The following is a 24,002-nucleotide window of genomic DNA, read 5'->3' on the forward strand; positions in this document are numbered from 1 at the left end:
AAGGGATTTTTCTTTTGTCTGTAAACCTTTTTTGATATAATAGTTCTATGTTAGAATCAGAAAAACAATCATGTTATCAAATGTTAAATGAAGAACTCTCTTTTTTATTGGATGGTGAAACCAATGTTTTGGCTAATCTTTCCAACGCCAGTGCTCTTCTAAAATCACGCTTACCTAACACTGTATTTGCAGGCTTTTATCTGTTCGATGGAAAGGAATTGGTTTTGGGTCCCTTCCAAGGTGGTGTTTCCTGCATCCGTATTGCACTTGGAAAGGGTGTTTGTGGGGAGGCAGCTCACTTTCAGGAAACTGTTCTAGTTGGAGATGTAACAACTTATCCCAACTATATTTCTTGTGATAGTCGTGCTAAAAGTGAAATTGTTGTGCCGATGGTACAGAATGGTCAATTACTTGGGGTTCTGGATTTGGATTCTTCAGAGATTGATGATTATGATGCTATGGATCGAGATTATTTGGAACAATTTGTCGCTATTTTGCTTGAAAAGACAGAATGGGACTTTACAATGTTTGAGGAGAAAGCCTAATGTATCAAGCACTTTATCGAAAATATAGAAGTCAAAATTTCTCCCAGTTGGTTGGTCAAGAAGTTGTGGCTAAGACTCTTAAACAAGCGGTGGAGCAAGAGAAAATAAGTCACGCTTATCTTTTTTCTGGTCCTCGTGGAACGGGAAAAACCAGTGTGGCTAAGATCTTTGCAAAGGCTATGAACTGTCCCAATCAAGTGGGTGGTGAACCTTGTAATAACTGCTATATTTGTCAAGCAGTGACGGACGGTAGTTTAGAAGATGTCATTGAAATGGATGCAGCCTCTAATAATGGGGTTGATGAAATTCGTGAAATCCGTGATAAATCAACCTACGCCCCTAGCCTTGCCCGCTACAAGGTCTATATCATAGACGAGGTTCACATGCTGTCTACAGGGGCTTTTAATGCCCTCCTAAAGACGCTGGAAGAGCCAACACAGAATGTGGTCTTTATTTTAGCTACTACTGAATTGCACAAGATTCCTGCCACTATTCTATCCCGTGTCCAACGTTTTGAGTTTAAATCAATTAAGACACAGGATATTAAGGAACATATCCACCATATCTTAGAAAAAGAAAATATCAGTTCTGAACCAGAGGCTGTGGAAATCATTGCCAGACGAGCTGAAGGTGGGATGCGGGACGCCTTGTCTATTTTGGATCAAGCCCTGAGTTTGACACAGGGAAATGAGCTGACGACTGCAATCTCTGAAGAAATTACAGGAACCATTAGTCTGTCAGCTTTGGCTGATTATGTGGCTGCCTTGTCTCAACAGGATGTTACCAAAGCCTTAGCTTGCTTAAATCTTCTATTTGACAATGGTAAGAGCATGACTCGTTTTGTGACCGATCTTTTGCACTATTTAAGAGACTTGTTAATTGTTCAAACAGGGGGAGAAAACACTCACCATAGCCCAGTATTTGTGGAAAATTTGGGACTTCCTCAAGAAAATCTGTTTGAAATGATTCGCCTAGCGACAGTCAGTTTAGCAGATATTAAGTCTAGTTTGCAGCCTAAAATCTATGCTGAGATGATGACCATCCGTTTGGCGGAAATTAAGCCTGAACCAGCTCTTTCAAGGGTGGCTGAAAGTGAAATTTCTACACTGAGACAGGAAGTTGCCCGTCTCAAACAAGAACTCGCAAATGTAGGAACTATACCTAAGCCAACAAATCCAGCACCTAGTCGCCCAGCAGCAGGTAAGACGGTCTATCGTGTGGATCGCAATAAAGTGCAATCTATCTTACAAGAGGCTGTCGAAAATCCTGATTTAGCACGTCAAAACCTGATTCGCTTGCAGAATGCATGGGGAGAGGTGATTGAAAGTCTTGGAGGCCCTGATAAGGCTTTGCTAGTTGGTTCTCAACCGGTTGCGGCCAATGAACACCATGCCATTCTTGCTTTTGAGTCTAACTTCAATGCTGGTCAAACCATGAAACGAGACAATCTCAACACCATGTTTGGCAACATCCTCAGTCAGGCAGCAGGTTTTTCACCTGAGATTTTAGCCATTTCCATGGAGGAATGGAAAGAAGTTCGCGCAGCCTTTTCAGCCAAAGCTAAATCTTCTCAAGTTGAAAAAGAAGCAGAAGAAAGCCTGATTCCGGAAGGATTTGAATTTTTGGCGGATAAAGTAAAGGTAGAGGAAGACTAAAGAAAGATTTCATGATACAATAAGTTTATGAATAGACAACAATTTATTACCATCGCGCTGTTTACAGCTGCTGAGACCTATTTTTTCAATGAAGCCTGGATGACTGGTCGCTATATTATGGCAGCCTTTTGGGCCATTTTGCTCTTTAGAAATTTCCGAGTTAGTTACTTGATGGGCAAGATTGTAGATGTCATTGACCAGCATTTAAAAGGAAAAGACTAGTCCTCAGCTTCTAGACAAAATAAAAGCCTTTTAGGCTTTTTTTTGTTATACTATAAAAGTATATTTATTGACCTTTTACCGTATTTTCTAGGGAAATCAAGTATGTTTCTAGTAAGTACTGTAAAGGCTTTGAAAAAGAAAGGAACTATCATGTCAGTATTAGAGATCAAAGATCTTCACGTTGAGATTGAAGGAAAAGAAATTTTAAAAGGGGTTAACCTGACCCTGAAAACAGGAGAAATCGCCGCTATCATGGGACCAAATGGTACAGGTAAATCGACTCTTTCTGCAGCTATCATGGGAAATCCAAACTATGAAGTGACCAAAGGTGAAGTCTTGTTTGATGGCGTAAACATCCTTGAGTTGGAAGTGGACGAGCGTGCGCGTATGGGACTTTTCCTTGCTATGCAATACCCATCAGAAATTCCTGGTATTACTAACGCCGAGTTTCTTCGTGCAGCCATGAATGCTGGTAAAGAAGACGATGAGAAGATTTCAGTTCGGGAGTTTATTACTAAATTGGACGAGAAGATGGAATTGCTCAACATGAAAGAAGAAATGGCTGAGCGTTACCTCAACGAAGGTTTCTCTGGTGGTGAGAAAAAACGTAATGAGATTCTTCAACTTTTGATGTTGGAACCAACTTTTGCCCTTTTGGATGAGATTGACTCTGGTCTTGATATTGATGCCCTTAAAGTTGTTTCTAAAGGTGTTAATGCCATGCGTGGTGAAGGCTTTGGTGCTATGATTATCACTCACTACCAACGTCTTTTGAACTACATCACACCTGATGTGGTACACGTCATGATGGAAGGTCGTGTTGTCCTTTCAGGTGGTCCAGAATTGGCTGCGCGTTTGGAACGTGAAGGATACGCAAAACTAGCTGAAGAACTTGGCTACGACTACAAGGAAGAATTGTAATTCCCTCGTATCTTTTAGGAGAAGTAAATGACTAAAGAAACTATTAAACTTTTTTCAGAAATGCACGCTGAACCAAGCTGGTTGGCTGATCTCCGTCAAAAAGCTTTTGACAAGATTGAGACTTTGGAATTACCAGTTATTGAGCGTGTCAAATTCCACCGTTGGAATCTGGGTGATGGAACGATTACAGAAAGTGAGCCATCAGCAAATGTTCCAGATTTCACATCTCTAGATAATCACTTGAAGTTGGTGCAAGTAGGAACTCAAACTGTTTTTGAGCAAACTCCAGTTGAGTTAGCTGAACAGGGTGTTGTCTTCACAGATTTCCATTCAGCTTTAGAAGAAATTCCAGAGCTGATCGAAGAATTCTTCATGTCATCTGTCAAGTACGATGATGATAAATTAGCAGCCTACCATACAGCTTATTTCAATAGTGGTGCTGTTCTCTATATTCCTGATAATGTTGAGATTAAAGAACCAATCGAAGGAATTTTCTATCAAGACAGCGATAGTGATGTGCCGTTTAACAAGCATATTATGATTATCGCTGGTAAAAATTCTAAGATTAGTTATCTGGAGCGTTTAGAGTCACGTGGTGAAGGAAGTGCCAAAGCAACTGCTAATATCACAGTAGAAGTAATTGCGCGTTCTGGTGCTCAAGTGAAATTTGCGGCTATCGACCGTCTAGGTGAAAATGTCACTGCCTACATTAGCCGTCGTGGTAAATTAGGCAACGATGCAAGCATTGACTGGGCAATCGGTGTCATGAACGAAGGAAACGTCGTTGCGGACTTTGATAGCGACTTGATTGGAAATGGTAGCCATGCAGATCTCAAGGTTGTAGCCCTTTCAAGTGGTCGTCAGGTACAAGGGATTGATACTCGAGTGACTAACTATGGTTGCAACTCAATTGGAAATATCCTCCAACATGGGGTTATTCTTGAAAAAGCAACTTTAACTTTCAACGGTATCGGGCACATTATCAAGGGGGCCAAGGGAGCAGATGCGCAACAAGAGAGCCGTGTTCTTATGCTTTCAGACCAAGCGCGTTCAGATGCCAATCCAATTCTTTTGATTGACGAAAATGATGTTACTGCAGGACACGCAGCTTCTATCGGTCAGGTAGATCCAGAGGATATGTATTACCTCATGAGCCGTGGTTTGGATAAGGCAACTGCAGAACGCTTGGTTGTCCGTGGTTTCCTTGGCTCAGTTATCGTTGAGATTCCAGTCAAGGAAGTTCGTGATGAAATGATTGCAACTATCGAAGAAAAATTGTCAAAACGCTAAGGGGTAGCCTATGTTAGATGTAGAAGTGATTCGCAAGGATTTTCCAATTTTAGACCAGATTGTTAATGATGAACCATTGGTTTATTTGGACAATGCTGCGACGACACAAAAACCACTAGCAGTTCTGGAAACAATCAACCGCTACTATGAGCAGGACAATGCCAATGTTCACCGTGGTGTTCATACCTTGGCTGAGCGAGCAACAGCTTCTTATGAAGCTGCTCGTGAAACCATTCGTAAGTTTATCAATGCTGGCTCGACAAAGGAAGTTCTCTTTACCAGAGGAACGACAACCAGCCTTAACTGGGTGGCACGCTTTGCTGAGGAGATTCTGACTGAGGGAGACCAGGTCTTGATTTCTATCATGGAACACCATTCCAACATCATTCCTTGGCAGGAAGCCTGCCGTAAGACTGGGGCAGAGCTTGTTTATGTCTATCTCAAGGATGGAGCTCTGGATATGGATGATTTGCGAGCTAAATTGACTGATAGAGTCAAGTTTGTCTCCCTAGCTCACGCCTCAAATGTTCTTGGTGTGGTCAATCCAATCAAAGAAATCACTCAATTGGCCCATCAAGTTGGAGCTATCATGGTGGTGGATGGTGCTCAATCTACGCCTCATATGAAGATTGATGTTCAGGACTTGGATGTGGACTTCTTTGCCTTTTCAGGTCACAAGATGGCAGGTCCGACTGGTATCGGGGTTCTCTATGGCAAAGAAAAGTATCTAGAACAAATGTCACCAGTTGAATTTGGTGGGGAAATGATTGATTTCGTCTATGAGCAGTCTGCTAGCTGGAAGGAGTTGCCTTGGAAATTCGAGGCAGGAACTCCCAATATGGCAGGTGCTATCGGACTTGCTGCAGCAGTAGATTATCTAGAAAAAATTGGTATGGATGCGATTGAAGCTCATGAACAGGAATTAATCTCTTACGTCTTTCCAAAACTGCAGGCTATTGAAGGTTTGACCATTTACGGTTCACAGGACTTGGCCCAACGTTCAGGTGTGATTGCCTTTAATCTAGGCGATCTCCATCCTCACGACCTTGCGACAGCTTTGGATTATGAAGGAGTAGCTGTTCGTGCAGGTCACCACTGTGCGCAACCCTTGCTTCAGTATTTGGATGTCCCAGCAACAGCTCGCGCAAGTTTTTATATCTACAATACCAAGGCAGATTGCGACAAGCTAGTAGATGCCTTACAAAAGACAAAGGAGTTTTTCAATGGCACTTTCTAAACTAGATAGCCTTTATATGGCAGTGGTAGCGGACCATTCGAAAAATCCACATCACCAAGGAAAGTTGGAAGACGCTGAACAAATCAGTCTCAACAATCCGACTTGTGGGGATGTTATCAATCTCTCTGTCAAGTTTGATGCAGAGGATCGTTTGGAGGATATCGCCTTTCTAAACTCAGGCTGTACCATCTCTACAGCATCTGCTAGTATGATGACGGACGCAGTTTTAGGAAAAACTAAACAAGAAATTTTAGAACTTGCGACTATTTTTTCTGAAATGGTTCAAGGGCAAAAAGATGAACGCCAAGACCAACTAGGCGATGCAGCTTTCTTGTCAGGTGTTGCCAAATTCCCTCAACGAATCAAGTGTGCAACCCTAGCTTGGAACGCCCTGAAGAAAACAATTGAAAATCAAAAAAATCAGTAAGGCAAGATTCTTTTGTCTTATGAATCAGTAGAAATGAAGAATGAAAGAAAGGATATTATGGCTGAAGAAAGAGTAGAACCAAAACCAATTGATCTTGGTGAATATAAATTTGGTTTCCATGATGATGTAGAGCCTGTCCTATCGACAGGAAAAGGATTGAACGAAGATGTCATTCGTGAACTATCAGCTGCTAAGGGAGAACCTGAGTGGATGTTAGAATTCCGTTTGAAGTCTTATGAAACCTTCAAAAAAATGCCTATGCAAACTTGGGGAGCAGACTTGTCAGAGATTGATTTTGATGACTTGATCTACTACCAAAAACCATCTGATAAACCAGCTCGTTCATGGGATGAGGTTCCTGAAAAAATTAAAGAAACCTTTGAACGTATTGGTATACCAGAAGCTGAGCGTGCTTATCTAGCTGGTGCCTCTGCCCAGTATGAGTCAGAAGTGGTTTACCACAATATGAAGGAAGAGTTCCAGAAATTGGGGATTATCTTTACAGATACTGATTCTGCCCTCAAGGAATACCCAGACTTGTTTAAACAATACTTTGCGAAGTTGGTACCGCCAACAGATAACAAATTGGCTGCCCTTAACTCAGCAGTATGGTCAGGTGGAACCTTTATCTACGTACCGAAAGGGGTCAAGGTAGATATTCCACTTCAAACTTACTTCCGTATCAATAACGAAAATACTGGTCAGTTTGAACGTACCTTGATTATCGTTGATGAGGGAGCAAGTGTCCATTATGTAGAAGGATGTACAGCACCAACTTATTCAAGTAACAGCTTGCATGCTGCCATCGTAGAAATCTTTGCCTTAGATGGTGCTTATATGCGTTATACGACTATCCAAAACTGGTCTGATAACGTCTATAACTTGGTAACGAAACGTGCTAAAGCTCAAAAGGATGCCACTGTTGAGTGGATTGATGGTAACTTGGGTGCAAAGACTACCATGAAATACCCATCTGTTTACCTTGATGGAGAAGGGGCGCGTGGTACTATGCTTTCTATTGCCTTTGCTAATGCAGGGCAACATCAGGATACTGGAGCTAAGATGATCCACAACGCTCCACATACAAGCTCGTCTATCGTGTCTAAATCCATCGCTAAAGGTGGAGGAAAGGTTGACTATCGTGGACAAGTAACCTTTAATAAAAACTCTAAGAAATCTGTCTCTCACATCGAGTGTGATACCATTATCATGGATGACTTATCAGCATCAGATACCATTCCGTTTAATGAAATTCACAACTCACAAGTCGCTTTGGAACACGAAGCTAAGGTATCTAAGATTTCAGAAGAACAACTCTATTACCTCATGAGCCGTGGATTGTCAGAATCTGAGGCAACTGAGATGATTGTAATGGGATTTGTAGAGCCTTTTACAAAAGAACTTCCAATGGAATATGCTGTTGAGCTGAACCGTTTGATTAGCTATGAAATGGAAGGATCAGTTGGGTAAGAATATGTAGAATCTGAGCAGGATTTATTCTGTTCGGATTTTTTTGAAAAATTATCTTATAAATATTCACAAAATCCCTTTTATATGATAAAATAAAACAATCATATTTAATGGAGATGAAGTATGAATATTTTTAGAACAAAAGATGTTAGCTTGGGACGTACTGAAATGCACCGTCATTTAAAAGTATGGGATTTGATTTTATTAGGAATCGGTGCCATGGTAGGAACTGGGATTTTTACCATTACAGGAACCGCAGCAGCAACGCTTGCTGGTCCGTCACTGGTTGTATCTATAGTGATTTCTGCCCTGTGTGTTTCTTTATCCGCCCTCTTTTTCGCAGAGTTTGCCTCTCGTGTTCCTGCAACTGGTGGTGCTTATAGTTATTTGTATGCAATTTTGGGTGAATTACCAGCTTGGATTGCTGGTTGGTTGACCATCATGGAATTCATGACAGCAGTTTCTGGTGTGGCCTCTGGCTGGGCAGCTTATTTTAAAGGCTTACTCAGTAACTATAGTATTTCAATGCCTCAAGCCTTGAATGGGACCTTTAACCCTGAGCAGGGTACCTATATAGACCTTTTACCTATTTTGGTATTGACACTGGTAACCGGTTTAGTTTTATTAAATTCCAAGGCAGCATTGCGTTTTAATTCGCTTCTAGTCATCTTGAAATTCTCTGCTCTCGCTTTGTTTATTCTAGTTGGTATCTGGTATATTAAACCAGAAAATTGGTCCAACTTTGCTCCTTTTGGTTTTGGTCAAATTTATGGTGGAAGTACTGGAATAATGGCAGGAGCATCTTTGATGTTCTTTGGTTTTCTAGGATTTGAATCTATTTCGATGGCTGTTGATGAAATTCAAAATCCACAAAAGAATGTCCCACGAGGTATTGTTTTGTCTTTGACAATCGTAACGATTCTCTATGCTCTGGTTACATTAGTATTGACAGGGATTGTTCACTACAGCCAACTCAATGTGGATGATGCTGTAGCATTTTCATTGCGAAGTATAGGAATTGGTTGGGCAGCTAATTATGTGTCATTAGTGGCCATTTTGACCCTAATAACAGTATGTATTTCTATGACTTATGCCTTATCGCGTATGATTTACAGTTTAGCACGTGATGGTCTTTTACCTCGAAGTTTTAAGCAATTAAGCAAAACAAGTCGTGTTCCTAAAAATGCGACCATCTTAACAGGAGTTTCTTCTGCAATTGCAGCAGGAGTGTTTCCACTGGCTAGTATTGCAGCCTTTCTAAATATTTGTACGCTTGCTTATCTTATCTTATTGGCTTATGGAATTATAAAACTTAGAAAGGATAAGGGAATGCCTAAAGAAGGAGAATTCAAAACTCCCCTAGTTCCCTTGTTGCCGATTCTCTCGATTCTAATCTGTCTTTCCTTTATGCTTCAATATAGTGTAGAAACATGGATTGCGTTTGGAATTGCTCTTGTAGTTGGACTTGTGATTTACTTTACTTATGGCTATCGTCATTCTACACTTTCTGAATAAAGAAAAAGCTGGAACTTCCCAGCTTTTTGCTTACTCTTTTATATATGTGAAGCCTTCTCCTAGGATTTCATGGGCTTCTGTAATAGTTATAAAGGCTTGAGGATCAATTCGATGAATCATTTCCTTCATTTTCACAATTTCATTTCTTCCGACAATACAGTAAATGATTTTTAAATCTTCTTGACTATAATAACCTTGACCAGAAATAAAAGTAACTCCTCTTCCTAGGTCATCATTAATCGCTTTAGCAAGTTGGTCAGGACGTTTTGTGATAATCATAAAACCTTTACCAGCATAGCCACCTTCTCCAATCAAATCAATGACACGAGAAACGATAAAATCAAATAAGAGCGTGTAGGAAACCAATCTCAAGTCTTTGAAGATTAGGAGAATGAGCATGAGAATACAAAAATCTAAGATAAAGAGCAGTTTCCCCATGGATATATGAGTGTATTTATTGAGAATACGAGCTAGAATATCAGTACCACCAGTTGTACCTCCAGCATTAAAGATAATTCCAAGACCAATTCCCAATAGAATACCAGCTATAAGGGCAGTGATTAGTAAATCACCTTGAAGATCAATATGAAGGGGAATACGTTCAAAAAAGGCCAACCAGGCGGACAAGGCTAAGGTTCCTAGTAAACTAGAATAGAGGGACTTTGCTCCAAAAATCTTCCAAGCTAGGATGAAAAGGGGAATATTAATCAGCAGGTTCATGAGAGAAACAGGGATTTTAAAAAGATAAAAGGTGATAAGGGTAATACCTGTCGCCCCTCCTTCAAAGAGATGATGGGGAACTACAAAATAAGTTAGACCAAAAGCATAAATAGCAGCACCTAGTAAAATGGTTAAAATGGGATAAATTTTTTTAATCATAGGGACCTCTTTTCTTATAAGTAGATTATATCAAATTTTTAAGGAAAATTTGATTGACTCCATTAGGATTTTTAATCTTTTTTTGATATAATTAAAAGTAAGAAAACCAATCTGAATCCTAAAATAGAAAGATTGATACTATGACAAAAATTAAGATTGTAACCGATTCATCTGTTACTATTGAACCTGAACTAGTAAAACAATTAGATATCACTGTTGTTCCGTTATCTGTAATGATTGATAATGTTGTTTATTCGGATGCTGATTTGAAAGAAGAAGGTAAATTTCTTCAGTTGATGCAAGCAAGTAAGAATCTTCCTAAGACAAGTCAACCACCTGTAGGTGTCTTCGCTGAAGTTTTTGAAGACCTATGCAAGGATGGTAGCCAGATTCTTGCTATTCATATGTCTCATGCCCTTTCTGGTACTGTAGAAGCAGCGCGCCAAGGTGCCAGCCTATCTACTGCCGACGTGACAGTTATTGATAGTTCCTTCACTGATCAAGCCTTGAAATTCCAAGTTGTTGAAGCTGCGAAGTTGGCACAAGAAGGCAAAGACATGGAGGAAATTTTATCTCATGTAGAAGAGGTTAAAAACCACACAGAACTCTATATTGGCGTTTCAACTTTGGAAAATTTAGTAAAAGGTGGACGAATTGGCCGTGTAACTGGATTGTTGAGTTCCCTTCTCAATATCCGTGTTGTCATGCAGATGAAGGATCATGAATTGCAGCCAATCGTTAAAGGTCGTGGAGCTAAAACTTTTAAAAAATGGTTGGATGAGCTGACAAGTTCGCTAACTGAACGTTCTGTAGCAGAGATTGGGATTTCATATTCTGGTAGTGCTGATTGGGCAAAAGAGATGAAAGAAAGCTTACAAGCTTATGTTGAAAAGCCAATTTCAGTTTTGGAAACGGGCTCTATTATTCAAACTCACACGGGTGAGAATGCTTGGGCTGTTTTAGTACGTTACCACTCCTAAAAAAATAAATAAAATGGGAAGAAATAGCGTTTTTAACTTGACCTAAAAGGGATTTTAGGATATGATTATATTTGTTAATTAGAAATTAAATTGGAGGAATCATTAACATGGCAAACAAACAAGATTTGATCGCTAAAGTAGCAGAAGCTACAGAATTGACTAAGAAAGACTCAGCAGCAGCAGTTGAAGCTGTATTCGCAGCAGTAACTGAGTACCTTGCAGCTGGTGAAAAAGTTCAATTGATCGGTTTTGGTAACTTTGAAGTTCGTGAGCGTGCTGCACGTAAAGGTCGCAACCCACAAACTGGTAAAGAAATCAAAATTGCAGCTTCTAAAGTTCCAGCATTCAAAGCTGGTAAAGCTCTTAAAGACGCTGTTAAATAATCAGTCTATAAAAAGCCTATTGTATCAAGCTTTCTAGCTTGGTCAGTAGGTTTTTTTTATGTACAGGGGGCAAAACTATAAATTATCTAGCAAATTGAGGATATTGCCATCCATCTTCTTTGTAACGTGTGTAGATTTTGTTTATTGTCCTAGAATCAGAACGTCCTACTCTTGCCATAATTGCTTTTAGAGTTACGCTATTCTGCTTATGAGAGTATGCCTAAAGATGTGGTAGGTGAGGTGCCTATCAATGGATTCTTCAAGTTGTGTATTTGTTTTCAGCTTTAAATCTTCAATAGTTTTTACGATTTTTGGCAGTTCCGCTCGTCATGCAGAATTATATTCGATATACTCAAGGTTCACTGTGTAATCAAGAGGCAGGTTTAAGATTAACTTAAATCATTCTGATTTTGACTTTGAAAGATCAAGTTTGATTAGAAAGCGTTGAATGTATTTTATATCGATATAAATCTAAAATGCCTATTTAAAATCATTCATGCTACTAGTAAGAGAGCTGATATAGCTCCCTTAGATTTTTTTTGGTAAAAAGTCCACCACTCTTCTAAAAAAGTGAAATTTACTTTAATATATAGCTGAGATACTGCAACAAATGGTCATTATGCTACTATTGTATATGGATATAATGCTGAAAAGTTGAAGAAATTGAAAGCTCAACTGAACATGACAGATATAGGATAAGAAGAGAGAGCAAGCTATCCTTTTATCTTTATATTATCATGATTCCTTAATTTTAATGGATACAGTAGAACACGAGATTGCAGCAGTAAAAAAATTGACCAGTAGTTAGAATTTATTGCTAATCTCTGAGATGATGTACCTATTAATGATTTACTGAAATAAACAGATTTGGCAAAAATTATGTCTATCTTTACAGAATTTTATGCTCACTGAGTAGGCGATATTGAGCCAAAGAGGAAGTGATGGCACTTGATCAAACCTTCAAACGTTTTTATAGTTTTATCAGGCAAGTTAAAGAGGGGCTTCTGGTGTGAGTATTCGTGAGTTCATGAAAGGGGATAATTGAGGTCTGGTAATGATGGGAAAGAGTGATAAAGAAGAACTAATCGATCTAGCTGATTTTGAACTTTAACTTGTCAATGTAGCTATAAGAGAGTATAATAATTTTAAAAAGATGGGAGCTATAAGGATAAGAAATTTGTTATACCAGTGAGAGTTGATGAGAGAATTTTAAATAAACTCGACTTTGTATCAACAAAGCCACAATAAGGACGAACAGAAACGATTGGTAAAGGAATAGAGAGGCTCTATAGTGAGCTGGGGAGAAAGATGACTAGAAAAGGATTGATTTAGGTACATATTTGGTTAGGTGTGGCTATTTCTGCCTTAGCACTCTATACCTACACGATTGTTTATATTTTTAATTATAATATAGAAGAAAATGGAAGAAATCTTTGTAACTTTTATTATGTTGGTAATTTATGCACCATTCTTTCTGTTATTTTTGATATCAGTTGAGAGATTATCTTTATTGGTTTGCGTAGAATTAGCTTATCGTAATTTGCAACGATATAAAAAAATTAAAAAGTCCCTTCTTTTTGATAGTACTTTTACAAATAAAAGTCTTAGTAATATAATAGAGCTATAGAAGGGGAGGTAGAAGAAATGTTTCGAAAAGAAAAAGCACGCAAGCGGTTTTACTTTTGGTTTATTATTTTTATCCTTTATCTTTTTTTTGGATTGTATTGTATTTGTACAAATTTTGGAGATACCTTGGGTATGATTTTACTATCACCTTTTATCTTTGCTTCCCTGCCACTCTATGCTTATTTAGTCCTTGGTTTGTTTATCTGGGGGTTCATGAGTCTTGCTATGGATGATGTTATGGATCTTTAGTTAAAGGAAAGCTAAGATCGAGAAAGGACACATTTCGTCCTTTCTTTTTTGATAGATATAGTTTTTCTTTTTAAAGAGAATTTTTTTACAAAAATTCTTGGTTATTTCGTTTATTTATGCTATAATGGGAACAATTATTTTTAGGAGGTGTCAGTATGTCTTATTTGTTTGAGATATTACCGAGTTTATTGAGCGGTGCAAGCATGACTTTGCAGGTTTTTGCACTGGTCTTGATTTTTTCTATTCCCTTGGGCGTTTTGATTGCCTTTGCCTTGCAAGTCCATTGGAAGCCCCTCCATCATCTGATTAATATTTATATTTGGATTATGCGGGGAACACCCTTGCTCTTGCAATTGATTTTTATCTATTATGTGCTGCCAAGCATTGGGATCCGTTTGGATCGTCTTCCTGCGGCCATTATTGCCTTTGTTTTGAATTATGCGGCTTACTTTGCTGAAATCTTCCGTGGAGGGATTGATACCATTCCTAAAGGTCAATATGAGGCTGCTAAGGTTTTGAAGTTTAGTCCCTTTGACACAGTTCGCTATATTATCTTGCCCCAGGTGACTAAGATTGTTCTTCCTAGTGTATTTAACGAAGTTATGAGTTTGGTCAAGGATACTTCTTTGGTCTATGCGCTAGGAATTTCAGACCTTATCCTGGCTAGTCGAACAGCTGCCAACCGTGATGCTAGTCTGGTCCCAATGTTCTTGGCAGGAGCCATTTACTTAATTTTAATTGGTATTGTGACTATTCTTGCCAAAAAAGTTGAGAAGAAGTACAGTTACTATAGATAGGAGGCTACTATGTTAGAATTACGAAATATCAATAAGGGCTTTGGTGAAAAGCAAATTTTATCTAATTTCAGTCTAAAAATTCCTGAAAAGCAAATCCTGGCTATCGTTGGGCCTTCTGGTGGAGGTAAGACAACTCTCTTACGCATGCTCGCAGGTCTTGAAACCATTGATTCAGGGGAAATTTTTTATAATGGAAAACCTTTAGAACTAGATGAACTGGAGAAGCGCAATCTACTGGGATTTGTTTTCCAAGATTTTCAACTGTTCCCTCATTTATCAGTTTTAGACAATTTGACCTTATCACCTGTGAAAACAATGGGGATGAAGCAGCAAGAGGCTGATAAGAAGGCGCGAAGGCTTTTGGAACAATTAGGACTGGCAGGACATGCAGATGCTTATCCCTTCTCACTATCAGGTGGGCAAAAGCAAAGGGTGGCCTTGGCGCGTGCTATGATGATTGACCCAGAAATCATTGGCTACGATGAACCAACTTCTGCCCTAGATCCTGAATTACGCTTGGAAGTGGAAAAACTGATCTTGCAAAATAGGGAACTTGGCATGACCCAGATTGTGGTTACCCATGATTTTCAGTTTGCTGAAAATATCGCAGATCAGATTCTCAAGGTTGAACCCAAGTAGGAGGTGACAATGACTAATAAGAAAATTGCTTTAGTATTGGTTTCTCTCCTGACTCTCTTCTTAACAGCCTGTACTCAGAAGGCTAGTGATCCAAAGCAGGATAACTGGGATAAGTATCAAGAGCAGGGGAGTATAACCATTGGTTTTGATAATACCTTCGTACCTATGGGATTTGAAGAAATGAATGGTCAATATACAGGATTTGATATTGACTTAGCAGAGGCTGTCTCTGAAAAATTAGGTTTTAAGGTTCAATTTCAGCCAATCGACTGGGATATGAAGGAGACAGAACTGCAAAATGGAACCATAGATGCCATTTGGAATGGCTATTCTGCGACTGATGAACGCCGAGAAAAAGTTGCCTTTAGTATTCCTTATATGGAAAATCAGCAAGTACTAGTTACGAAGAAAAGCAAGCAAATTCGTTCAGTAGAGGATATGAAGGATAAGACCTTGGGAGCTCAAGCAGGTTCCTCTGGTTATTTAGACTTTGAAGCTCAGCCAGACTTACTGAAAAATCGTGTTAAAGACCAGAAGGCCAATCAATACCAGAGTTTCAATGAAGCCTTAATTGATTTGAAAAATGATCGGATTGATGCTTTGTTGATTGACCGAGTGTATGCTAATTATTACCTCCAGTCTGAGGGGATATTAAATGATTACAATGTCTTTTCAGCTGGATTTGAAAGTGAATCTTTTGCTGTTGGAGTTAGAGCAGCTGATAAAAGATTATTAACAGCATTAAACCAATCCTTTATTGAACTATATCAAGAAGGAAAGTTCCAGGAAATCAGCCAGAAATGGTTTGGAGAAGATGTGGCAACAAAAGAAGTGAAAAGTAGAGATTGAGTTTTTCCTCAGTCTCTTTTTGTATCGAAAAATCCTCTGGCAAGTACCAGAGGATAAGAGGTTATTTCATTGTTGGGAAGAGCAATACATCACGGATAGTGGTTGTATCAGTTAGGAGCATGCAGAGACGGTCGATACCGATTCCCAAACCACCTGTTGGTGGCATACCATATTCAAGAGCTTCAATGTAATCGTAGTCGATACCTGTTGCCTCATCGTCACCAAGTTCTTTAGCTTTAGCTTGGGCTTCAAAACGGCTAAGTTGGTCGATTGGATCATTCAATTCAGTAAAGGCATTTCCGTACTCTTTGGTCATGATGAAGAGTTCGAAACGGTCAGTAAAGCGTTCGTCTTCAGGATTCTTCTTAGCTAGTGGAGATACAGCTACTGGATGTCCATAGACAAAGGTCGGTTGGATCAAGGTTTCTTCAACAAACTCTTCAAAGAAGGCATTGATGATGTGGCCAACTTCAGTGTAGTGTTTCTCAACAGGAACTTTCTTCTCAGCAGCAATAGCTTTGGCTTCCTCGAAAGTCATGTCTTGCCAGAAATCGACACCAGTAATTTCTTTGATAGCATCCACCATGTGAACACGTTTAAATGGTTTATTGATTTTGATTTCAGTACCTTGGTAGTTAACTGGGCCATCACCTTTGACTGATTTAGCAGCATGTTGAATAATGCCTTCCGTCAAGTCCATGATGTCTTGGAAGTCTGCATAAGCTTGGTAAACTTCGATAGAAGTAAACTCAGGGTTATGAGTAGCATCCATTCCTTCGTTACGGAAGATACGGCCGATTTCATAGACACGTTCCATACCACCCACGATAAGGCGTTTCAAGTGAAGCTCAGTCGCGATACGAAGCACCATGTCAATGTTTTGGGCATTATGGTGGGTGATAAATGGACGGGCAGAAGCACCACCGGCTTCATTATGAAGAACAGGTGTTTCCACTTCAAGGAAACCTTTTTGGTCAAGATAACGACGGATTTCAGAAATGATTTTTGAACGAGTGACAAAGCGCTCAAAGCTTTCACGGTTAGAAATCAAGTCAAGGTAACGTTTACGGTAAATTGTTTCAACATCTGTCAAACCGTGGAATTTCTCTGGCAGAGGACGAAGAGCCTTAGACAAGTGTGTGATGTGAGTAGCCTTGATAGAGAGTTCTCCCATATCTGTACGCATGACTTCGCCTTCGACACCAAGGAAGTCACCAAGGTCTGCTTTTTTGAAGATTTCGTAGTTTTCTTCACCGACAGCATCCTTACGAACGTAGATTTGAATCTGCCCTTCGCGGTCTTGAAGGTGGGCAAAACCTACTTTACCTTTACCACGTTTGGTTACCAAGCGTCCTGCGATAGTAGCTGTTTCATTTTTATCGTGTAATTGTTCTTTATCGAGGTCAGCATATTTATCTTTTAATTCTTGTGAATTTGCAGTACGTTCAAAACGTTTTCCGAAAGGATCGATTCCTTGTTCACGGAGCGCAGCCATTTTTTCACGGCGAACGATCTGCTGGTCATTTAGTTCTTCCATATGTTCTGTTGACATGGGATCCTCCTAATTTTACTCAAAATTGAATACGATGAGTCATTTTTTGCGATACTCCCATTTTATCATAAATAGCCAAGAAATTCACGGATAATCTTTCAAAACTAAAAAGAACTTGACGCTAAAATCAAGTTCTGTTATTGATAGGAAGTATCATTCCAAGTATCGAGAGTAAATGTTTCAAAATCATGGGTTTCTAGAATTGTCAGGCTGGCATTTGCTAGACCGCCATCTTTACGAAGAAGTGGTTCTTTATAACCTAGAAGAGTACGAAGACTAGCAGTAAGATTGGCGCCGTGTCCGACAATTAGAATACGCTCAGCAGGACTATCTTTTAATGATTTGATAAATTGGATGGTCCGTTTTGTAGTACTATAGAGGGATTCGGCTCCGAACATTTGAGTGTCAAATTGAGCAAGATTAGATCGGAAAGCTTTGATTTGTTGCGGGTAAATAGCTTCCAAGGTTGCAATTTTCAAACCTTCTAACTTCCCCAGTTGCCATTCACGGAGATTAGGGACACTTTCTAAAGGACAGGGCGCCTGGAGTTGACTTTGGATAATTTCAGCAGATTTGACCGCTCGGGGTAAATCACTTGAATAGATCTGATCAAAAGGAATATCCTTGAGATAATGGCCTAGTTTTTTGAGGATGTCAATGGATTCAGGAAGAAGGGGAGAATCTCCACTAGCGCCTTGAAAGCGTCCTTCTTGGTTCCAGAGGGTACGGCCGTGGCGGACAAAGTAGAGTTTCATTCTTAGTTGCCCTCCAAGATATCTACAAAGTCAGCTTTTACAAAGCTAGCCAAGTCTTGCGGTGCGACGATAATGCTGTGACCAACTTCGCCTGCAGAGACAATCATTTGATCCAAGTCTAGAGCAATCTTATCGATAAAAATGGGATAATTGTGCTTCTGACGAATTCCGACAGGATTATTTGCTCCATGAATGTAACCAGTTGTTTTTTCCAAGTCCTTTTGTGGAATCATGCTCACTTTTTTATTGCCAGAAATTTTGGCTAGTTTCTTTTCCGACAAGTGTTGAGTGATAGGGACAATTCCGATAATCGGTCCTGTTTTATCTCCCAAAAGAGCCAAGGTTTTGAAAATCTGATCTCGTTCATAATCTTGAGGAAGTTCTCCTTCCAGGGCATTGATTTGAATCCCCTGATGTGGGATACCTGCTTTAGACAGGATTTGTTCCACCAATGTTTTTTTGACTTTAACTTTTTTTGCCATTATTTATATTTATCCTCCAATTGGCTCATCCAAATACCAAGCCAGATTCCCAGTGCAAAGAAGAAGGCGATGATGACATACCCAACAAGAGAAATACCAGTGTATTGGATACTTTCAGCGTTTCCTGCATTTGGAATCAAGATCAAAAGGGTACTTGATAGGACGATACCGATGATGAAATGATAGACGCGTGAGTGGTAGTTGTTTAAGGCATAATCCATCAATTTTGAAAAAATGATGAGAGTTGCACCTGCCCCGATTCCAATCGGGAAGAAGGTTCCCAAGAGGTCAAAGGTTTTAAAACCAGTCAACATAGGAGCATAGAGACCCAAAATCAAAAGTAGATTTGATGGACTGAGGCCAGGAACTAATACGCCAAGAGCCAGCAGTGCACCTGCTAGGACGAAATTAAGAAAGTTGGCGCTCAAGGTTCCAACGACAAAATTTAAGGCATAGAGTCCTAATCCAGAAATGATAAAGGTTGTCCAGAACCAAGCTAAATCAATTTTGTCTCGGTCAGATTCTCGAGTTGATTCTTTGAGAAGGCTAGGAACTGTACCAATGATGGCACCCGCAAAGCTCCATAAGACAAAGACCTGATAATTTTCAAGCAGGTATTCAATCGGGTAGGAAAATAAGCCGATTCCCAGAAGCATACCGATGGCAACTGGAATAAAGTACAAAACATTTTCTTTAAAGTCTTTAAAGGGATGAGCTAGAAAGCCAATCATTCGTTCATAAATACCTAAGATTGCTGCTAGAACCCCTCCGGAAATTCCTGGTAAGATAAATCCCAGAGCAATGACAATCCCTTTAATAACGCGTGCTAACCATGAGAGCATATTGTTCCTCCAACTATTTCTATTTCAAAAAATCCTTACTATATTGTATCACAATCAAACACAAAAAGAAAAAGCAAATGATAAACAAATGCTTTTAAGGTTTTAAAAAGAGTTTTCTAAAGGTTTCTTCTTTATTTTTTAAGGAAGAGATGACGTTGATATCCAAATCGTGGTCAAAGCCAGCAATTTTCCCTTTAGAAGTGTATTGGTGAATATCGTAATCTAAGTCAGTCTTAGGAGTTGCCTCGTAAAATCCTGAGTCAGAACCATAGGAAGGAATCCAAACAGACGTAAACTTGTCAGTATCAATACTGTGTTCTTCCATGAAGTAGACTCCGACGTAGATTCCGATATTTTTAGCACCTAGTGATTCTAGTTTTGCACGAAAGGCTTCAACACCTTCGTTCATATTGGACATGGTTTTTTCTTCCACATCTAGCCAATAGTAGCTAGGGCTGTATGGCGATGCGGAATTATAAAAACTTTCAGCAGCTTTTTCCATTTCTTGGATACTTTTACCTGCCACATAAGCGTAGACACCTACTGGGACATTTCGTTTTTGAAACTCGGTAATATGGTTTTTAAAGGCTTTATCTACCCCATTAACAAAAGAAGCATCATTTTCTTTGGACGTTTGAGCACCACTATGGACGCGAACAATAGCTCCTGAAATGTTTTGGGAGAGAGTATCGTAATTAATTTCCTCAGGTCGTTGCCAACCAGAAACATCAATCACCGGTTTATCTATATTATGTAGCGCTTGCGATTCTACTTGCGCGATATTTGACTTTGTTTTTACAGGATGGTCCTCAAAACGAGGGCGATTTAGGATTAAAATTAAAATCATAATCCCAAAAAAACCAAACAAAATAAGCGGATTAATTTTCTTTCTCATATCTTATAATTTTACCTTATAAATGAAAAAAAATCAAAAAAAAATACTCAAAAAATGGGTTAATAGAGGACTTTAGAGCATTTTTTCATTCAAGAGCGCGGAATGATTTGAAATATGGTATAATAAAAGGGAATTTCTAGAGAAAAGAGAAGATTATGTCAAATTATGCCATTATTTTAGCAGCGGGTAAAGGAACTCGCATGAAATCGGATTTGCCAAAAGTTTTGCACAAGGTTGCGGGTATTTCTATGCTAGAACATGTTTTCCGTAGTGTGGGAGCTATCCAACCTGAAAAGACAGTCACAGTTGTCGGACACAAGGCAGAATTGGTTGAAGAGGTCTTGGCTGGACAGACAGAATTTGTAACTCAATCTGAACAGTTAGGGACTGGTCATGCAGTTATGATGACAGAGCCTATTCTAGAAGTTTTGTCAGGTCATACCTTGGTAATCGCAGGGGATACTCCTTTGATCACAGGTGAAAGCTTGAAAAACTTGATTGATTTCCACATCAATCATAAAAATGTGGCGACTATCTTGACTGCTGAAACAGAAAATCCTTTTGGCTATGGACGAATTGTGCGTAATGACAATGCTGAGGTTCTTCGCATTGTTGAGCAAAAGGATGCTACAGATTTTGAAAAACAAATCAAGGAAATCAACACTGGAACATATGTCTTTGACAACGAACGCTTGTTTGAGGCTTTGAAAAATATCAATACCAATAACGCTCAAGGCGAATACTATATTACAGATGTCATTGGTATTTTCCGTGAAGCTGGTGAAAAAGTTGGCGCTTATACTTTGAAAGATTTTGATGAGAGTCTTGGAGTAAACGATCGTGTGGCTCTTGCGACTGCTGAGTCGGTTATGCGTCGTCGCATCAATCATAAACACATGGTCAATGGGGTCAGCTTTGTCAACCCAGAAGCAACTTATATCGATATTGATGTTGAGATTGCTCCTGAAGTTCAAATCGAAGCCAATGTTACCTTGAAAGGGCAAACGAAAATTGGTGCTGAGACTGTTTTGACAAATGGAACGTATATAGTGGATAGCACTATCGGAGCAGGAGCTGTTATTACCAACTCTATGATTGAGGAAAGTAGTGTTGCAGACGGTGTGACAGTCGGTCCTTATGCCCACATTCGTCCAGGTTCAAGTCTAGGTGCCCAAGTTCATATTGGTAACTTTGTTGAGGTAAAAGGTTCTTCTATCGGCGAGAATACCAAGGCTGGTCATTTGACTTATATCGGAAACTGTGAAGTGGGTAGCAAGGTTAATTTTGGTGCTGGAACCATTACAGTCAACTATGACGGCAAAAACAAATACAAGACAGTCATTGGCAACAATGTCTTTGTTGGTTCAAATTCAACCATTATTGCGCCAGTTGAACTTGGTGACAATTCCCTCGTTGGTGCTGGTTCAACGATTACCAAAGACGTGCCAGCAGATGCTATTGCTATTGGTCGCGGTCGTCAGGTCAATAAAGACGAATATGCAACTCGCCTTCCTCATCATCCTAATAATCAGTAGGAGTCTGTCATGGAATTTGAAGAAAAAACGCTTAGCCGAAAAGAAATCTATCAAGGACCAATTTTTAAACTGGTTCAAGAACAGGTTGAATTACCAGAAGGCAAGGGAACTGCCCAACGGGATTTGATTTTCCACAATGGGGCTGTCTGTGTTTTAGCAGTAACGGATGAACAAAAACTCATCTTGGTCAAGCAGTACCGCAAAGCCATTGAGGCTGTCTCTTACGAAATTCCAGCCGGAAAGTTGGAAGTAGGAGAAAATGCAGACCCTGTGGCAGCAGCCCTTCGTGAATTAGAGGAAGAAACAGCCTATACAGGGAAATTAGAACTCTTATACGATTTTTACTCAGCCATTGGCTTTTGTAATGAAAAGTTAAAACTATACCTAGCAAGCGATTTGACGAAAGTGGAAAATCCGCGTCCGCAAGATGAGGATGAAACCTTGGAAGTCCTTGAAGTGAGCTTAGAAGAAGCCAAGGAATTGATCCAATCAGGTCATATCTGCGATGCCAAGACAATTATGGCTGTTCAGTATTGGGAATTGCACAAAAAATAGAGGAGGTCAGTATGGGTAAACCTTTATTAACGGATGAAATGATTGAAAGAGCTAACAGAGGCGAAAAAATTTCGGGTCCCCCTTTGCTTGATGACGAGGAAACCAAGATTTTACCAACCTCTTCTTCCCGTTTTGGTTATGCCAATCCTAAGGATCATGGTTTTAGCCAGGAAACCTTGAAGATTCAGGTCGAACCGTCTATTCATAAAAGCCGTCGCATTGAAAATACCAAGAGAAATGTCTTCAATTCTAAACTGAATAAAATCTTATTTGCTGTCATCTTTCTCTTGATTTTGCTTGTCTTAGCAATGAAACTTTTGTAATAGAAAAGGAATTGAAATGAAAATAGGAATTATTGCGGCTATGCCAGAAGAACTAGCGTATCTGGTCCAGCATCTAGAAAATGCCCAAGAGCAAGTTGTTTTGGGAAATACCTATCACACAGGAACCATTGCCTCTCATGAAGTCGTTCTTGTAGAAAGTGGAATTGGTAAGGTCATGTCTGCTATGAGTGTGGCGGTTTTGGCTGATCATTTCCAAGTGGATGCTCTAATTAATACGGGATCAGCTGGTGCAGTAGCAGAAGGTATTGCTGTTGGGGATGTCGTGATTGCTGACAAATTAGCCTATCATGATGTGGATGTCACAGCTTTTGCCTATGCTTATGGACAAATGGCGCAACAACCGCTTTATTTCAAATCAGATAAAACCTTTATTGCCAAAATCCAAGAGAGTCTATCTCAATTGGACCAAAACTGGCATCTTGGTTTGATTGCTACAGGAGATAGTTTTGTTGCAGGAAATGATAAGATAGAAGCGATTAAGTCTCATTTCCCAGATGTTTTGGCTGTTGAGATGGAGGGGGCAGCTATTGCTCAGGCAGCGCATGCTCTTAATCTTCCAGTCTTAGTCATCCGAGCTATGAGTGATAATGCCAACCATGAAGCAAACATCTCTTTTGATGAGTTTATTATCGAAGCTGGACGTCGCTCTGCCCAAGTCTTGTTAGCCTTTTTGAAGGCTTTAGATTAAGCGGAAATTTGACAGTTTTTCTAGCTTATGATAAGATTTAAGTAAAGAAAAGCTAGAAAACGTTTCAGAGGATATTATGAGTATTGAAATGACCGTCAGTGAGATTGCAGAGGTCTTAGGATTGTCTCGCCAAGCAATCAATAACCGTGTCAAAGAATTACCAGAAGAAGACACAGATAAAAATGACAAAGGGGTAACAGTCGTTACCAGAAGTGGCTTGATTAAGCTAGAAGAAATCTATAAAAAAACGATTTTTGAAGATGAGCCTGTCAGTGAAGATGTCAAGCAGCGTGAACTGATGGAGATTCTGGTTGATGAGAAGAATGCTGAAATTCTTCGTCTCTATGAACAATTAAAAGCCAAGGATCGTCAGTTATCAGAAAAAGACGAGCAGATGCGCATCAAAGACCGTCAGATTGCTGAGAAAGACAAACAACTCGATCAGCAGCAACAATTGACCCTTCAAGCCATGAAGGATCAAGAAAATCTTAAGCTAGAGCTGGACCAAGCAAAAGAAGAAGTCCAATCAACTAAGAAAGGCTTTTTTGCTCGTTTATTTGGAGGATAATCAAGGAGCTGTTTAGGTTAAATGCTAACCTGATGGCTTCTTTTATTTCTAAATAGTATAGTTGCTCAAGTAATACTCAATGAAAATCAAAGAGCAAACTAG

General features: G+C 39.5%; 25 protein-coding genes. 19 read left to right on the forward strand and 6 right to left on the reverse strand.

Translation table 11 applies throughout. The annotated features are described in order from the left end of the window. Positions 1-47 precede the first annotated feature (47 nt). The 9 genes from HMPREF2628_RS08825 (at position 48) to HMPREF2628_RS08865 (ending at position 9,282) form a co-directional block, all read left to right on the forward strand. Entirely contained in the window at positions 48-545 is a 498-nt protein-coding gene (locus HMPREF2628_RS08825) for a GAF domain-containing protein (protein WP_070842931.1), read from the forward strand. Continuing rightward, a complete protein-coding gene (dnaX, locus tag HMPREF2628_RS08830; protein ID WP_070842932.1) occupies positions 545-2,200 on the forward strand; it encodes a DNA polymerase III subunit gamma/tau in 1,656 nt (551 codons plus the stop codon). Before HMPREF2628_RS08825 ends, dnaX begins: the two co-directional genes overlap by 1 nt. A 27-nt stretch (positions 2,201-2,227) precedes the next feature. Continuing rightward, positions 2,228-2,422, forward strand: coding sequence for a DUF3272 domain-containing protein (locus HMPREF2628_RS08835; RefSeq protein WP_070842933.1), 195 nt, complete (start codon positions 2,228-2,230; stop codon positions 2,420-2,422). A 150-nt stretch (positions 2,423-2,572) separates the two neighbouring features. After that, a complete protein-coding gene (gene sufC / locus HMPREF2628_RS08840; RefSeq protein WP_000114489.1) occupies positions 2,573-3,343 on the forward strand; it encodes a Fe-S cluster assembly ATPase SufC in 771 nt (256 codons plus the stop codon). Between the two features lie 27 nt (positions 3,344-3,370). Next, positions 3,371-4,633 (forward strand): Fe-S cluster assembly protein SufD, encoded by a 1,263-nt coding sequence (gene sufD, locus HMPREF2628_RS08845; RefSeq protein WP_070842934.1) that lies wholly within the window; start codon positions 3,371-3,373, stop codon positions 4,631-4,633. A 10-nt stretch (positions 4,634-4,643) separates the two neighbouring features. Then, entirely contained in the window at positions 4,644-5,870 is a 1,227-nt protein-coding gene (locus tag HMPREF2628_RS08850; RefSeq protein ID WP_070842935.1) for a cysteine desulfurase, read from the forward strand. Beyond that, complete coding sequence (gene sufU / locus HMPREF2628_RS08855) at positions 5,857-6,297, forward strand: Fe-S cluster assembly sulfur transfer protein SufU (RefSeq protein ID WP_049499854.1); 441 nt, start codon at positions 5,857-5,859, stop codon at positions 6,295-6,297. The genes HMPREF2628_RS08850 and sufU overlap by 14 nt, the downstream gene beginning before the upstream one ends. 57 nt (positions 6,298-6,354) lie before the next feature. Beyond that, positions 6,355-7,767 carry a Fe-S cluster assembly protein SufB gene (sufB, locus tag HMPREF2628_RS08860; RefSeq protein WP_000797054.1) on the forward strand — a complete coding sequence of 471 codons (1,413 nt, stop codon included), beginning with the start codon at positions 6,355-6,357 and terminating at the stop codon, positions 7,765-7,767. A gap of 123 nt (positions 7,768-7,890) precedes the next feature. Further along, the gene (locus HMPREF2628_RS08865; RefSeq protein ID WP_070842936.1) at positions 7,891-9,282 is read left to right on the forward strand and encodes an APC family permease; all 1,392 of its coding nucleotides are present in this window, start codon (positions 7,891-7,893) and stop codon (positions 9,280-9,282) included. A gap of 30 nt (positions 9,283-9,312) precedes the next feature. On the opposite strand, the gene HMPREF2628_RS08870 is transcribed toward HMPREF2628_RS08865, so the two are convergent. Next, positions 9,313-10,161 carry a YitT family protein gene (locus HMPREF2628_RS08870; RefSeq protein WP_049487109.1) on the reverse strand — a complete coding sequence of 283 codons (849 nt, stop codon included), beginning with the start codon at positions 10,159-10,161 and terminating at the stop codon, positions 9,313-9,315. 140 nt (positions 10,162-10,301) lie between these two features. Here HMPREF2628_RS08870 and HMPREF2628_RS08875 point away from each other — a divergent pair, with 140 nt between their 5' ends. The 5 genes from HMPREF2628_RS08875 (at position 10,302) to HMPREF2628_RS08900 (ending at position 15,684) form a co-directional block, all read left to right on the forward strand. Beyond that, complete coding sequence (locus HMPREF2628_RS08875) at positions 10,302-11,141, forward strand: DegV family protein (protein ID WP_049551581.1); 840 nt, start codon at positions 10,302-10,304, stop codon at positions 11,139-11,141. Between the two features lie 107 nt (positions 11,142-11,248). Then, positions 11,249-11,524, forward strand: a complete 276-nt coding sequence (locus HMPREF2628_RS08880; protein ID WP_001284640.1) for an HU family DNA-binding protein — start codon at positions 11,249-11,251, stop codon at positions 11,522-11,524. 2,030 nt (positions 11,525-13,554) lie between these two features. Beyond that, positions 13,555-14,196 (forward strand): amino acid ABC transporter permease, encoded by a 642-nt coding sequence (locus HMPREF2628_RS08890; RefSeq protein ID WP_049487112.1) that lies wholly within the window; start codon positions 13,555-13,557, stop codon positions 14,194-14,196. Positions 14,197-14,205: 9 nt separating this feature from the next. After that, positions 14,206-14,835 (forward strand): amino acid ABC transporter ATP-binding protein, encoded by a 630-nt coding sequence (locus HMPREF2628_RS08895; RefSeq protein ID WP_049487113.1) that lies wholly within the window; start codon positions 14,206-14,208, stop codon positions 14,833-14,835. 9 nt (positions 14,836-14,844) lie between these two features. Then, positions 14,845-15,684, forward strand: coding sequence for an amino acid ABC transporter substrate-binding protein (locus HMPREF2628_RS08900; protein ID WP_049552075.1), 840 nt, complete (start codon positions 14,845-14,847; stop codon positions 15,682-15,684). 61 nt (positions 15,685-15,745) lie between these two features. On the opposite strand, the gene lysS is transcribed toward HMPREF2628_RS08900, so the two are convergent. The 5 genes from lysS to HMPREF2628_RS08925 all read right to left on the reverse strand — a co-directional run bounded on the left by lysS (position 15,746) and on the right by HMPREF2628_RS08925 (position 20,210). After that, on the reverse strand, positions 15,746-17,236 hold the full coding sequence (lysS, locus tag HMPREF2628_RS08905) for a lysine--tRNA ligase (RefSeq protein WP_070842938.1): 1,491 nt from the start codon (positions 17,234-17,236) through the stop codon (positions 15,746-15,748). A gap of 137 nt (positions 17,237-17,373) precedes the next feature. Beyond that, a complete protein-coding gene (locus HMPREF2628_RS08910; protein WP_042751370.1) occupies positions 17,374-17,991 on the reverse strand; it encodes a histidine phosphatase family protein in 618 nt (205 codons plus the stop codon). A gap of 2 nt (positions 17,992-17,993) precedes the next feature. Beyond that, entirely contained in the window at positions 17,994-18,473 is a 480-nt protein-coding gene (locus tag HMPREF2628_RS08915; protein WP_042751369.1) for an aminoacyl-tRNA deacylase, read from the reverse strand. After that, positions 18,473-19,315, reverse strand: coding sequence for a DUF368 domain-containing protein (locus tag HMPREF2628_RS08920; RefSeq protein WP_049491386.1), 843 nt, complete (start codon positions 19,313-19,315; stop codon positions 18,473-18,475). The genes HMPREF2628_RS08915 and HMPREF2628_RS08920 overlap by 1 nt, the downstream gene beginning before the upstream one ends. Positions 19,316-19,409: 94 nt before the next feature. After that, the gene (locus HMPREF2628_RS08925) at positions 19,410-20,210 is read right to left on the reverse strand and encodes a glycoside hydrolase family 25 protein (RefSeq protein ID WP_070842939.1); all 801 of its coding nucleotides are present in this window, start codon (positions 20,208-20,210) and stop codon (positions 19,410-19,412) included. 155 nt (positions 20,211-20,365) lie between these two features. Between HMPREF2628_RS08925 and glmU the strand changes: the two genes are divergently transcribed. The 5 genes from glmU (at position 20,366) to rocS (ending at position 23,900) form a co-directional block, all read left to right on the forward strand. Beyond that, a complete protein-coding gene (gene glmU / locus HMPREF2628_RS08930) occupies positions 20,366-21,745 on the forward strand; it encodes a bifunctional UDP-N-acetylglucosamine diphosphorylase/glucosamine-1-phosphate N-acetyltransferase GlmU (RefSeq protein WP_070842940.1) in 1,380 nt (459 codons plus the stop codon). Positions 21,746-21,754: 9 nt separating this feature from the next. Further along, a complete protein-coding gene (locus HMPREF2628_RS08935) occupies positions 21,755-22,300 on the forward strand; it encodes an NUDIX hydrolase (protein ID WP_049552082.1) in 546 nt (181 codons plus the stop codon). An 11-nt stretch (positions 22,301-22,311) separates the two neighbouring features. Further along, positions 22,312-22,623 (forward strand): cell wall synthase accessory phosphoprotein MacP, encoded by a 312-nt coding sequence (gene macP, locus HMPREF2628_RS08940; protein WP_000517861.1) that lies wholly within the window; start codon positions 22,312-22,314, stop codon positions 22,621-22,623. 16 nt (positions 22,624-22,639) lie between these two features. After that, a complete protein-coding gene (locus tag HMPREF2628_RS08945) occupies positions 22,640-23,332 on the forward strand; it encodes a 5'-methylthioadenosine/adenosylhomocysteine nucleosidase (protein WP_070842941.1) in 693 nt (230 codons plus the stop codon). A gap of 76 nt (positions 23,333-23,408) precedes the next feature. After that, positions 23,409-23,900, forward strand: coding sequence for a chromosome segregation protein RocS (rocS, locus tag HMPREF2628_RS08950; RefSeq protein ID WP_000021242.1), 492 nt, complete (start codon positions 23,409-23,411; stop codon positions 23,898-23,900). The last annotated feature ends 102 nt before the right edge of the window (positions 23,901-24,002 follow it).

This window comes from Streptococcus sp. HMSC063B03, from assembly GCF_001836965.1.
In the GTDB taxonomy this organism is placed as follows: domain Bacteria; phylum Bacillota; class Bacilli; order Lactobacillales; family Streptococcaceae; genus Streptococcus; species Streptococcus pneumoniae_F.